Here is a 14687-nt window from a genome sequence, read left to right on the forward strand (position 1 = left end):
CTATTATATAGGTATCATGTTTTAATATTTTTGGATTTACTTTTCAATTACACTCTTACAAAAAATATTAATTACACCTAAATGTAGTATTAATTGTTTTTCTTCAATGTGCTTTAAATGCATTTCAATTCTTTTTGAAATAACCTGATTTTAATGGAGTTTTTGATGTCATATTTTAAGATAATAATTGCTTAATTAATGATAATTTTGAGTTAAAATAAAACTTAATAATAAAATAACTTTATTTTTTTTAGATTGAGTCAAAATGCTGTGTCTGAAAATATAAAACGTTTTAGTTGATAAAGTTATTTTTGCTGGGAGATACTGTATTTCTTGTACTAAAACGTTATCGTTTGAAAGAAAAAAAGCAATTGATAAAAAATGAAATCGTCATTAAAAAATTGTTTGTGCAGACAAATATTTAATTGAAAAAGGCGATGGTATATTTAGGACTTATAAAAGTGAAATTATACATATATGAAAGACAGAATAAAACTAATATTGGCTTCCTGTTGTTTAGCAACTGTTACTTTGTCAAACGCGCAAGGGGATATCATGGCTGAAAATGAAAAAACACCTTATGATTCATACATTGCTCCAAAAGATAAGGCTGTAAAAGAAAATCTGGCTCAGTGGCAGGATTATAAATTTGGTGTTTTGATTCATATGGGATTGTACAGTCAATTGGGAATCTGTGAGTCGTGGGGATTGGCTCCAGAAGATTGGGTGACACGCAACGGTTACGATGATTACGATTCTTTTGCTTCGGATTATCGTGGTGCGAGATTCAGTTTAAACCCGACACATTTGGATTCCGAAAAATGGGCGAAAATGTTTAAAAATGCGGGAGTGAAATATTTGATTTTTACCTCCAAGCATCATGACGGATTCTGCATGTATGATTCCAAATTTACGGATTTCAAAATTACAAATCCGAATTTGGCATCCTCTAAAAATCCAAAAGCCGATGTGTTGAAAAATGTTTTGGATGCTTCTCGAAAAGAAGGATTGTCTGTTGGAATTTACTTCTCAAAACCAGACTGGACTTCTCAGGATTTCTGGTGGAAATATTATCCTCCAAAAGACAGGAATCCAAATTACGACATAAAAGCCCATCCAGAAAGATGGCAAAGTTTTGTAAAATACACCCAAAATCAGTTGGATGAATTAACCACAAATTATGGTAAGGTTGACATTTTATGGCTTGACGGCGGATGGGTTCGTCCAGTAGCTACTGTAAAGGAAAATGAAGGAAAAAAAGGGCGTCAGAATTTAGACATCAATATGAAACTCATTGCTGAAACTGCGCGTAAAAAACAACCGGGATTGATTGTGGTGGATCGTTGGGTACCGGGCGAATACGAGGATTATCTGACTCCTGAGCGAAAAGTACTTGAAAAACCAATTCCGGTGCCATGGGAAAGCTGTGTTACACTTGGAAACGACTGGGGTTGGGTGCCAAATGACAAATACAAATCGGGAACAGAAGTTATTCAACTGTTAACTGGAATTGTTGCCAAAGGAGGAAATTTATTACTTGGTGTTGGTCCTGACGGAAAAGGAGAATTTGAGCCAAAAATCAAGCAAACATTGGAAGAAGTTGGGAAATGGCTCGATGTCAACGGTGATGCTATTTATGCAACAAAACCAATCTTGCCTTATTCTGATGGTAATTTATTTTATACTTCGAAAGGCGAAAAAACAGTTTTTGGAATTTATCTTCCAACTGCAAATGAAAAAGAAATTCCTTCTCAAATTATTATCAAAACCAATTTAAAAGGAAAATTGAACGTTACGCTTCTGGCCAACAAACAAAAACTAAATTACAAAAGTGTAACTGGCGGAATCAGTGTTGCGATTCCCAATTCATTGAGAGCAGAATTGGCAAAACAGGCTGGAGTGGCGATTAAAGTGAATGCTCAGTAAGTGATCTTTAGCTTGGATTGTTTTTCAATCGATCAATCAGTAACTTTAAATATTTAAACCTTAAACGAAATAGAATGGTAACCCAAAAATATTGCCTCGCATTAGACTTGGTTGAAGACCCAACATTAATGGCAGAATACAAAAAATACCATGAGAAAATTTGGCCAGAAATCACAAAAAGCATCACTGGTTCAGGGATTGAAAATCTTGATATTTATTGTGTGGGCAATAGACTGTTTATGATTATTGAGGCCAATGAGACTTTTACTTTTGAAAGAAAAGGGGAGATGGATGCCAATAATCCGAAGGTTCAGGAATGGGAAGAATTGATGTGGAAATACCAAAAAGGATTGCCTTGGGCAAAAGAAGGCGAAAAATGGATGATGATGGATAAAATATTTGACTTGCATAAAAATGGGTAAGTCATTTAAGTTAGAGGGAACAATTTATAAATGCGAATTTCAAAGTAAAAAAATATAGCAGATGAATCTCAATTTAAAAGACAAAATTGTAATCGTTACAGGAGGTGCAAAAGGAATCGGACTTGGAATTTGTAAAGTTTTAGCATCGGAAGGAGCTATCCCAGTAATTGTGGGACGAGTTGATGACGATAACCAAATTGCTATCAAAGAAATCGAAACTGAAGGCGGAAAAGCTTTGTCGGTCGTAGCTGAATTGACCAATCCTGAAGCTTGTAAGAGTGCGGTTGACCAAGTTTTGGCTCTTTGTGGTCGCATTGACGGATTAGTTAATAATGCTGGTGTAAATGACGGTGTAGGTTTAGAAAGCGGAGACTACGAAAAATTTATTTCCTCTATTCATAAAAATTTGGTGCATTATTATTTGATGGCTCAACACGCTTTGCCAGAGTTGAAAAAAACAAAAGGAGCAATTGTAAACATTGGTTCCAAAACTGCCGATACAGGACAGGGAAATACATCGGCCTATGCGGCTTCAAACGGTGGACGAAATGCCTTAACCCGCGAATGGGCCGTTGAATTATTGAAATACGGAATCCGTGTAAACTCAGTAATTGTTGCTGAATGTTATACGCCTTTATACGATAAGTGGATTAAAACCCTTGAAAATCCTGAGGAGAAATTAAAAGAAATTACAGATAAAATTCCTTTTGAAAACAGAATGACCACTGCTGAAGAAATTGCTAACATGACAGTATTCCTATTGTCTGATAAATCGAGCCACACTACAGGTCAGTTGATTTATGTGGATGGAGGTTATACACACCTTGATCGTTCTTTGTAAATTATAATTAAAATTTTAAAATGATTTTTCCCAAAGTAAAGAGCATACTGTTTTTATTTTTCCTGATACCATTTGGTGTTTCAGGACAAGTTGCCGACACTATCAAAGTGACGCAATTTGGCGTAAAATCCAACAGTTACTCCAATGCAAGTAAAGGTCTTCGACAAGCTTTGGAAAAATGCAAAGGCAAACAAAATGCTGTCATTCAGTTGCCGGGAGGAAGAATTGATTTATGGCCTGAAGATGCTGTCAAGAAAGAAATTTATATTTCGAATTCGACAGAAAGCGATACTTTGTCTAAAGTGAAAAGCATTGGTTTTTTGTTTGATAATTTGAAAAATATCACTTTGGACGGAAATAATACTTTGGTGGTTTTACACGGAAAAATGGTTTCGTTTGCTTTGTTCAATTGTCAAAATATTGAGATCAAAAATATTCAATTTGACTATGAAAGACCAACGATGTCGGAAGTTACGATTACTTCGGTTTCGCCGACCGCTATCAAAATGAATATTCATCCCGATTCCAGATATTTTATCGAAAATGGTAAAATTGGATTTTATGGAGAAGGATGGAAAAGTAATTCACATCACACTATTTCATTGGATAAAGAGAAAAACCTGATGCGTTATTCTTCATTTGGTCCATTTTTGAAATCAAAAGCGATTCAGGAAGAAAACAGAACCGTTTTGTTTGAAGGTGATTTTGCAAAAGAAAAATTTAAGGATGGAGATGTGCTTTCTATTCGAGATACGTACAGGGATAATTGCGGCGGATTTATCACTTTGAGTAAAGATATTGTTCTCTCGAATGTGAAAATGCACTTCATGCACGGATTGGGAATCGTTTCTCAATTTGCCGAAAATATGACACTTTCAAAAGTTATCGTTGCACCGCGGGAAGATTCAGGTCGCGTGATAGCTTCATTTGCAGATTGTTTTCATTTTTCGGGTTGCAAAGGAAAAATCTTGGTTGACGGGTGCAAAACATTCGGTGCGCATGACGATCCTATAAACGTACATGGAACACATTTGAAAATAACCGAAATTTCCCAAGATAAGAAAATAAAATTGCAATTCATGCACCATCAGACCTATGGATTTGAAGCCTTTTTTGCTGGTGACAGTATCAGTTTTGTAAGTCCACAAACGCTAAAACCAATTGTTTTCGGCAAATTGAAATCGGCAAAATTGATTAATAAAAAAGAAATGGAATTGGTTTTGGATGGCAAAATATCGGATAAAGTGAAAGTGGGTGACGTGATTGAAAACACAACTTGGACACCAGAAGTTACTATCAAAAATTCAAGATTCGAGCGAACCAATACTCGTGGTTTGTTATTGACTACTAGTAGAAAAGTACTGATTGAAAACAATACTTTTTATCGCACGGGAATGCACGCAATCCTGATTGCAAACGACGCTTCGAGTTGGTTTGAGTCTGGTTCGGTTTCCGATGTAACGATTCGTAACAACACTTTTGAAGAGTGTGCCTACAATTCAGGAACAATCATCAATATCGCACCAGAAAACCACGAACTGGTTGAAGGTTATTATGTGCATCGTAACATCCGAATAGAAAATAATACGTTTAAGATTTTCGACAAACCTATTTTGTCAGCACGATCAACTGACGGATTGTTTTTTTCGAATAATACAATTAATCAATCCGATTTGCTCTCTGCTGGATCCAATGAAAATTCGTTTTCTCTTACGGCATGCAACAATGTTGTGATCAAAAATAACAAGTTTGGTACAACTTGGAAGCCAAAAATCACAACTAACGAGATGGCGAAAAAGCAAATTAAAACAGATATTAAAGATTTGAATAGTAAATAAAAACGACAACTGAAATGCTGTTCGTTTTAAAAACAAAACAAAAAAAATAAATAAATGAATATGAATAAAAAGATGTTTTCGCTGAACAATTGCTTTTCTCTGGTAGTTTGTTTGATGATGGGATTTTCAGGGTTTTCTCAAAATACTGCGATTAAGAGAATGGGTTCCTCCGATACTCAATCATTTGACGATAATTGGCTTTTTTCAAGATATGGGCTGCAAGCCGATGGATTGATTAAAGAAGAACCTAAAAATTTAGAAGCCGTTTCAACCAATGAAACCAATTGGGAAAAATTGAATTTGCCACACGATTGGGCTATCAAAGGACCATTTAGAATTGAACTAAGAGGAGAAACAGGAAAATTGCCTTGGAAAGGAATTGGTTGGTACCGTAAACATTTTACAGTTCCAACTTCAGACTCCGGAAAACAGATTTTTGTTGATTTTGATGGCGCTATGGCGAATGCCAAAGTTTATTTGAACGGAAATTACGTTGGAACTTGGCCTTTTGGGTACAATTCTTTCCGCATGAATTTGACACCATTTTTGAAATTCGGACAGGAAAATATCTTAGCCGTTCGTTTAGATACGGAAAACTGGGATTCCCGTTGGTATCCTGGAGCTGGAATCTACCGCCATGTTTGGTTGGTAAAAACGAGTTCTGTGCACGTCGGACATTGGGGAACTTTCATCACAACTCCAAATATTACCAAAGAAGCCGCCGATATCAGAATGATTGTAAAAGTAGACAATGCCACCAACCAAACTGTAAAAGCGGTAGTTACGACTGATTTATATGAAATGGATATAAACGATGTGGCTAAATTAAAAGTGGGGTCATTAATTCCAAGAACCGTTGAAATTAATGCTAATGGAAATAAAGAAGTCGAAGCACATTCCGTTTTGAATAATCCAAAATTATGGGATTTGAAAAATCCAAATCGTTATGTGGCACAAACCAAAGTGACTGTTGACGGAAAAGTGTTGGATACCTACAATACGCCTTTTGGTGTTCGTACTATCGAATTTACACCAAGAAACGGATTCCTTTTGAATGGAAAAAGAGTTGAAATTTTCGGAACCTGCAATCATCACGATTTAGGTGCTTTGGGTGCAGCCATCAATACTTCGGCATTGAAAAGACAATTAAAAATGTTGAAAGAAATGGGATGTAATTCATTGCGTACTTCCCACAATCCTCCAGCTCCTGAATTGTTGGAATTGGCTGATAAAATGGGATTCTTGGTTTGGGATGAAGCTTTTGACGCATGGAAAATAGGAAAGAAAAAAAATGACTATAACGTGATTTATGATGAATGGCATGAAAAAGATTTAGTGGCTTTGGTTCACAGAGACCGAAATCATCCATCGGTTTTTATCTGGTCAATCGGGAATGAAGTTCCAGACCAACAAAACGTTCCGATGACCAAGCATTTGGCTGATATCATGCGTAGGGAAGACCCAACCCGTCCGATTTCAAACGGGTACAACGATCCTGATGGCGGACGCAGTTCAGGTGCAGTTGTTGCATTGGATATTATGGGTGTGAATTATTTCTTCAGTCAACAACCAAAATGGGATGTTGATCCAAGATACGAGAAAAAGCCAACCATTGGTAGTGAAACGGCTTCAACCGTTAGTTCTCGTGGCGAATATTTCTTTGGTGACCCATATAATAAAACATCTTGGCAAATTTCGTCCTATGATGATGCTTTCCCGGGCTGGGGCTGTTCACCAGATACTCAATTCCGTACCAATGCCCAATTCCCTCATTTATTGGGAGAATATGTCTGGACAGGATTTGACTATTTAGGAGAACCAACACCTTACAATTCTGATGAAACCAATTTATTGAATTTTAGAACAGATCCTTCAAAACAAGCAGAGTTGGAAGCAAAATTGGCAGAATTGCAAAAAAGCAATCCACCTTCAAGAAGTAGTTATTTTGGAATTATCGATTTGGCTGGTTTCCCAAAAGATCGTTATTATAGCTACAAATCGCATTGGAGACCAGATGTACCGACAGCGCATATCCTTCCACACTGGAATTGGATCGAGCGCGTTGGAAAAGTAGTTCCTGTACACGTTTATACTTCGGGTGATGAGGGTGAATTATTTCTTAACGGAAAAAGCCTTGGAAGAAAGAAAATGGAAGCCGGAAAAGATTTTCGTTTGGTTTGGGACAATGTGGTTTACTCTCCTGGCGAACTCAAAGTGGTTTGTTATAAAAAAGGAAAACAATGGGCTACGGATGTGGTTAAAACTACAGATGTTGCAACAAAATTAAAAATGACGGCTGATAGAACCGAAGTATTTGCAGATGATGTTGATTTGGTTTTCGTAACCGTTGATATTACGGATAAATCTGGATTGGTAGTGCCTCGCTCAAATCAATCAGTTAAATTTTCAATTGAAGGAGCTGGGGAAATTGTGGCAACCGACAATGGTGATGCAACGAGTTTTGTTCCTTTCCAAAGTCACGAACGTCCTGCTTACAACGGTAAAGTTTTAGTGATTGTAAAAGCCAAAAAAGGCAAAAAAGGACAATTTACAGTGAAAGCTGAAAGCGCAGGACTACAAACAGCTTCGTCAGTTATTAGAATTAAATAAAAACAAACTAAAAAAGACTATAGATTATGATAAAGAAATTAATATTAGGGGCTCTGCTTATCGGAACTTCGATAGTGGGCAATACGCAGAATAAAATTCAAACGAAGGATATTGCTGAAAAAATGAAATGGTTTGAAGATGCTAAGTTGGGTATTTTCATTCATGCCGGAATCTATTCAGTAGCCGATGTTTCGGAATCTTGGAGTTTTCATAACGGAAATATTTCTGTTGATGATTATATGAAGCAGCAAAAAAGTTACACCCTGAGTAATTATGATCCAGCAGCTTGGGCACAAATGATCAAAGATTGCGGTGCAAGATATTGTGTGATAACAACGAAACACCACGACGGGGTAGCGATGTACGACACCAAATTGGGTAAATTGAGTTCGGTAAAAACAACTCCTGCCAAAAAAGACATGATTAAACCTTTATTCGAAGAATTGCGAAAAAGAGACGTGAAATGCGGAGCTTACTTCTCATTAATCGACTGGACGCATAATGATTATCCTGACTTTTTGAAAGAAAAGAAACGTTACGACATCAAGAAAGAACCGGCTCGTTGGGAGCGTTTCCAAAAGTTCTTTCAAGGACAAATAAAGGAAATCTCTGATTGGTACAATCCTGATTTGTGGTGGTTTGATGGTGACTGGGAGCACAGTGCCGAAGAATGGCAAGCAGAAAAAACACGTAAAATGATGTTGGACAGAAACCCAAATACCATCATTAACGGTCGTTTGCAAGGATATGGAGACTACGATACTCCGGAACAAAATTTCCCTGTGGTGCGACCTGCATACAAATGGTGGGAATTGTGTATGACAATGAATGAAAACTGGGGTTACCGTGTAAGCGACAATAACTGGAAAACACCTTATGAAATCATTACCATTTTTGTGGATGCTGTTTCAAATGGAGGAAATTTATTATTAGACATTGGACCAAAACCTGACGGAACTTATCCAGAAACAGTTGTTTCTACATTGAAAGAATTAGGGGATTGGAACAAAAGAAACGGAGAAGGTATTTTCGGAACTATCCCTGGAATTCCACAAGGACATTTCTACGGGCCAACAACTTTGTCCAAAGATTCAAAAACACTATATTTATTTGTTCACGGAAAAACTTCCGGACAAGTATTGTTGAAAGGATTGGATAATAAAATTCAGGATATTACTGTTTTGGGTTCCAATGTAAAACTGACTCATAAAGTAGTAGGTAAAATTTCGTGGAGTGCCGTTCCAGGGTTGGTATATATTGACTTACCGGAAACTGCGATTGATAAATATGTGACTTGTATTAAAGTAACATTAGACGCACCAATTAAATTATACAGAGGCCACGGTGGTTTCTTGACGAATTAATAGAGAATATGAAAATGTCATCTTCATTTTTCGGGGATGACATTTTTTTATCAAATTCATTTAAACGATTTAGTAAAAAAGTCAAAATGAATTGAAAATATAAGCAGTATTGAAGGTTTGCTCTTCGACAATTGAACAGGATAATATAATTGAATGGTTATCAGTAACATGAAAAAAACAATTTTATTTTTAGCGCTTTCGCTTTTGCCTTTTGAGGGTATTGGTCAGAAAAAAAGTAAATCAGAGACTCCAAAAGTGAATGAAGTCATCGTGGTTTTCAAAACGCATTTTGATATTGGTTATACCGATTGGTCGGATAATGTGAGGTACAATTATGCGAATTCGATGGTGACCAGTGCATTGAAAACAATAGATGAGTCAAAACATTTACCTAAAGACCAACAATTCAAATGGACTGTTTCGGGCTGGCCAATGAAGGAAATGCTCTTGAAGTCGAATCCGGAAGTGAAAACTAAAATTGAAAAAGCTATAAAAGACGGAAACCTTTTTGTTCATGCACTGCCTTTTTCGATGGAAACAGAAGCTGTCGATTTGGAGCCATTAGTACAATCGTTGGGCTACGCTTCAAAAATACACCGTGATTTAGGATTGCCTTTGGCTATCGACGCAAAAATGTCGGATGTGCCGAGTCATTCGTGGATTGTTCCAACACTGTTGAACAATGCTGGAGTTAAATTCTTGCACATTGGTTGTAATCCGGCTTCGATGTCGCCTAAAGTTCCATTGCTGTTTTGGTGGGAAGGTCCAGACAAATCAAAGTTGATGACTTTCTATTTTGGAGAATATTACGGAACAAGTCCAGCACCGCCAAAAGACTGGGCACACAAAACCTGGTTGGCAATTATTCAGACCAACGATAATTCTGGTGCTCAGACGTATGAAGAGTACAGAAAAGCGGTAGAAGAAATTCAAAAACTTAATCCTGGAGCCAAAGTAAGAGTTGGTAGTCTGGCGGATTTTTACAATACTATTAGTAAAGAAAATCCAAAACTGGAAACCATCAAGGGGGATATGCCAGATACTTGGATTCATGGTTATATGTCGATGCCACGCGAAATGAAAGCGAGTCGTGCTTTGAGTAAATCTACTTTAAATTTGGAAGCGTTCAGTACTTTGTCAACTATTTGGGGACAAAAAGAAGAAGAACCAATACAGAAAATGGTGAACGAATCTTTAGAAGGAATTCATTTGTTTGACGAACATACTTTTGGCTTGGCCATGAGCCATGGACATTCAGGATATTGGGCGTATGGCAATGAATTTGAAAAATTGAGAGCCAAAGGATATTATGACATCATAGAATATTCTTGGAAAGAAAAAGGAAATCACGTTACAGCTTCCGAAAAATTAATTTTGCCAGCGTTCAGCAGGGAATTAAAACGTTTGGCAACATCCGTAAATGTTGAAGGGGAGCGTATTGTAGTGTACAATCCATTGCCTTGGGAACGCAATGATATGGTAACTCTTCAGACAGGTACAGCCTTTAAAAAATCATTGAAGAACGTTACGACAGGTGAAATTATTCCAATTATCAAAAACAAAAACATTTTGCAGTTCCAAGCCAATATGATTCCGGCCATGGGGTATGCGACTTTTGTTTCGACAGATGAAGAAGCGCCTGCAGCAAAATCAAGTCTATCGTTTGATGCTGATAAAGGAATAATGGAGAATGCTTTTTTCAAAATCACTTTCGACAAACAAAACGGAACTATCAAATCATTGGTTGACAAAAAATCGAACAAAGAAATGGTAAATGCCAATTCGGAATACAAATTCGGTCAATATATAAACGAAAGATTTGCCAAAACGCAAACGGATAAATACGCCAAGGATTATATCAAAGCAGGTTGGAATTGGGCGTATCAGGAATTGGGAAGAATCAATCTTGATGATACACCGTACAAAAAATCATCAGGGAAGAATGCTGAAATCGAATTTTCTAAAGATGGATTGTCGGTTTCGGCCACGATGAAATTTAAAGGAGATACTGATTTAAACCACAACTATTCAATGGTTTTTACTTTGTATGAAAACAAACCTGCTGTAGAAGTGATTTGGAGCATTAGCGGAAAACCTGCCGAAGCATGGCCAGAAGGTGGATGGATCAGTTTTCCTTTTAACATTGAGAATACACAGTTTAAATTGGGACGTTTGGGAGGTGTAATCGATCCTGTAAAAGATATTGTGAAAAATTCTAATCTGGATTACGGTTTCATAAACACCGGTGTTGGAGTTTTGGACAAAAACAACCAAGGTTTCGGGGTTACATCTGCAGACGTACCAGGAGTGAGTTTAGACCGTCCCGGATTGTGGAAATATTCAACCGATTTTATTCCTCAAAAAGGAAATGTGTTTTTTAACCTTTACAATAATCAATGGAGTACCAATTTTACCGAATGGGTTGAAGGCTCTTGGACTGCAAAATTCTATGTGTGGAGCATCGAAAATTATACTGACGGAAGTTCAATTGTTGTTCCTTCAGAGGAAATCAGAAATCCATTGATGGTATCGTATGCAGGTGGAGCAGCTGGTAAAATTTCGGCTTCTGCCAAAGGAATTTCAGTGTCAGAAAAAGGTGTTTTGGTTACTTTCTTCGGAAAAAATAGAGATGGTGAAGGAGACTTGGTGAGACTTTGGGAACAAAATGGAAAAGATACAGTTTGTACCGTGACTTTGCCACAAGGTAGCAACTACAAAACAGCTCAATTCTGTGATTTGAGAGGAGAAGAAAAAGGAGAAATTTTGTCGATTTCAAACAATGCAATTCAAGTAAAATTCAGAGCAAATCAACCGGTTTCTTTGATTTTGAAATAAAGCTTTAGTCATTGGCTTTTGGCAATTAGTCAAAAGCCAATGATTTATAATAACTTATGGTTTCGGCCATAATAATATTCAAATGCGCCTTAGCGGTTAGCCAATAGCAAAGACATGAACAAAAAAGCACTTTTACTATTTTTCCTTTTGGGAACTCCGATGTTGTTTTCCCAAAACACACCAAAGTATAAAAATCCGAAATTACCGGTTGAAGAACGCGTTCAGGATTTATTGTCCCGAATGACACCAGAAGAAAAATTCTGGCAGATGTATATGATTCCAGGGGATTTGTCTGACGGTACCGATAACTACAAAAACGGAATTTTCGGTTTTCAGGTAAGTGCCAAAGGTAGTGCCGATGCAGGTAATCAAATTTTGGATTACAGTGCGGCGAGTAACGCTCAGGAAACGGTAAAATTGATTAACAAAATACAGAAACATTTTGTTGAAAAAACACGTCTCGGCATTCCTATTATTGCTTTTGACGAAGCATTGCACGGATTGGTAAGAGACGGAGCAACTGCTTTCCCTCAATCCATTTCATTGGCGGCGACATTCGATACTGGATTAATGAAACGTGTTTCGACTGCCATTGCATTGGAATCTAAAAGCCGTGGAATTCGTCAAATTTTATCACCCGTTGTGAATCTTGCCTCTGATGTTCGTTGGGGACGTGTGGAAGAAACTTACGGGGAAGATCCTTTTCTTTCTTCAAAAATGGGTGTCGCTTATGTGTCGTCTTTTGAAGAAAGAGGAGTAATCACAACCCCAAAGCATTTCTTGGCAAATAGCGGAGACGGAGGTCGTGACAGTTACCCGATTGATTATAACGAACGTTATTTGGAGGAATATCAGTTTCCACCTTTCAGAGCTTGTTTTACTGAAGGAGGAAGTCGTAGTGTGATGACTTCGTACAACACTGTGAGTGGAAGTCCTTGTACGGCCAGTGATTGGTTGTTGAACAAAAAACTGAAAGGCGAAATGAATTTTAAAGGATTCATTATCTCAGATGCAAATGCTGTTGGAGGCGGAAATGTATTGCATTATACTGCCAAAGATTATCCTGAGTCGGGAGCTAATGCCATTAATAACGGTTTGGATGTGATTTTCCAGTCGGCTTACGAACATTACAAATTGTTTCAACCGCCTTTCCTTGACGGAAGAATTGATACCAAAAATATTGACGAATCAGTAGCAAGAGTATTGCGATTGAAATTTGAATTGGGATTGTTTGAACATCCATATGCAGATGAAAAAGAAACCAACAAATGGAACGGAAATCCTGCTCACAAATTATTGTCTAGAGAAGCTGCCGAAAAAGGGATGGTCTTGTTGAAAAATGAGAATAAGGTATTGCCTTTACAAAAGAATATTAAATCAATTGCCTTAATCGGAAACGATATTACCGAAGCACGTTTGGGCGGTTACAGCGGACCCGGAAACGGAAAAGTGAGTATGCTTGACGGAATCAAAAGCAAATTGGGTAAATCGGTTGCAATCAATCTGGCCGAAGGTTGTGCGAGAAAAAGCACTGATTATGTTCCTGTTCCGTCCGCTAATTTAGTCACTGTTGAAAAAGGGAAATCAGTGAATGGTTTGTCCGGAGAATATTTCAATAATGTGCAATTGAGCGGAAGCCCCGCTTTGGCACGATTAGACAACGCTATAAATTTTGATTGGACTTTGTATTCACCGGATCAGACAAAAATTAATTACGATTTTTATTCTGCCAAATGGAGCGGAAAAATAAAATCGCCAGCAACAGGAACTTACAAAATTGGTTTTGAAGGCAATGACGGTTACCGTTTATATTTGAACGGAAAACTAATTATCGATAATTGGAAAAGCCAAACATACTCAACTAAATTGGTCGATTTCAATTTTGAAAAAGACAAAGAATATGATATCAAAGTGGAGTTTTTTGAATCACAAGGTTATACCAAATTCAAATTGGTTTGGAATATTGGTGTAAATAACGATTGGCAAAGAAAAATTGACGAAGCCGTTGTGGCTGCCAAAAAATCGGATGTGGTGATGATCGCAGCCGGAATCGAAGAAGGTGAGTTCAATGACAGAGCCTATTTAGGTTTGTTAGGACATCAGGAAGAATTGATCAACGCTGTTGCTGCAACCGGAAAACCTGTTGTAGTGCTTTTGGTGGGAGGAAGTGCCATCACAATGGACAAATGGATTAACAATGTACCAGCGATTTTGGATGTTTGGTATCCTGGAGAAGATGGAGGAAATGCCGTGGCAAATATCCTTTTTGGAGACAAAAATCCTGCAGGACGTTTACCAATTACTTTCCCTGTTTTTGAAGGGCAATTGCCTTTGGTGTACAACCATAAACCAACAGGTCGTTCGGATGATTATACCAATTTGAATGGTGCGCCTTTATTCCCGTTCGGGTATGGATTGAGTTACTCGACTTTTGAATACAGTAATATTAGATTTGATAGAAAGCAAATCGGAAAGGCAGAAACTACAAAAGTGTATTGTACCATTAAAAACACAAGTAACATTGATGGTGACGAAGTGGTTCAATTGTATGTAAGAGATGTTTTGGCATCCATTGCACAGCCAATTAAACAAATGAAAGGTTTCCAGAGAATTTCGCTGAAAGCGGGAGAATCAAAAGAAATTTCGTTTGAAATCAACAAAGAAACGTTGCAAATGCTTAACGGTGAAATGAAATGGGTAGTTGAAGCTGGCGATTTTAGAATCATGATTGGTGCCTCATCAAGAGATATTAAGTTGAGAGATATTCTTTCGGTTACGGAATAATTATAAATTCAATTCAAAATCGGTTAAGGATTTATTTGAAAGAAGAAACTAGATATTAAAAATAATA

8 protein-coding genes are annotated in these 14687 nt (G+C 37.3%); all 8 read left to right on the top strand.

Translation table 11 applies throughout. From position 1 onward, the window contains the following. Window positions 1-477: 477 nt before the first annotated feature. The 8 genes from B0E44_RS02660 to B0E44_RS02695 all read left to right on the top strand — a co-directional run bounded on the left by B0E44_RS02660 (window position 478) and on the right by B0E44_RS02695 (window position 14620). Entirely contained in the window at window positions 478-1926 is a 1449-nt protein-coding gene (locus tag B0E44_RS02660) for an alpha-L-fucosidase (protein WP_077370661.1), read from the top strand. A gap of 74 nt (window positions 1927-2000) precedes the next feature. Beyond that, the gene (locus B0E44_RS02665) at window positions 2001-2348 is read left to right on the top strand and encodes an L-rhamnose mutarotase (protein ID WP_077370662.1); all 348 of its coding nucleotides are present in this window, start codon (window positions 2001-2003) and stop codon (window positions 2346-2348) included. 61 nt (window positions 2349-2409) lie between these two features. Next, window positions 2410-3189, top strand: a complete 780-nt coding sequence (locus tag B0E44_RS02670) for an SDR family oxidoreductase (protein ID WP_077370663.1) — start codon at window positions 2410-2412, stop codon at window positions 3187-3189. A gap of 20 nt (window positions 3190-3209) precedes the next feature. Beyond that, on the top strand, window positions 3210-5027 hold the full coding sequence (locus B0E44_RS02675) for a right-handed parallel beta-helix repeat-containing protein (protein WP_077370664.1): 1818 nt from the start codon (window positions 3210-3212) through the stop codon (window positions 5025-5027). Window positions 5028-5081: 54 nt separating this feature from the next. Further along, entirely contained in the window at window positions 5082-7637 is a 2556-nt protein-coding gene (gene galB, locus B0E44_RS02680; protein WP_217341287.1) for a beta-galactosidase GalB, read from the top strand. Between the two features lie 26 nt (window positions 7638-7663). Beyond that, the gene (locus B0E44_RS02685) at window positions 7664-9001 is read left to right on the top strand and encodes an alpha-L-fucosidase (protein WP_077370665.1); all 1338 of its coding nucleotides are present in this window, start codon (window positions 7664-7666) and stop codon (window positions 8999-9001) included. Window positions 9002-9169: 168 nt separating this feature from the next. Next, window positions 9170-11836 (top strand): glycoside hydrolase family 38 C-terminal domain-containing protein, encoded by a 2667-nt coding sequence (locus tag B0E44_RS02690; protein WP_165688757.1) that lies wholly within the window; start codon window positions 9170-9172, stop codon window positions 11834-11836. 114 nt (window positions 11837-11950) lie between these two features. Then, entirely contained in the window at window positions 11951-14620 is a 2670-nt protein-coding gene (locus B0E44_RS02695) for a glycoside hydrolase family 3 protein (protein WP_077370667.1), read from the top strand. The last annotated feature ends 67 nt before the right edge of the window (window positions 14621-14687 follow it).

The sequence above is a fragment of the Flavobacterium sp. A45 genome, from assembly GCF_002001005.1.
Classification (GTDB): Bacteria; Bacteroidota; Bacteroidia; order Flavobacteriales; family Flavobacteriaceae; genus Flavobacterium.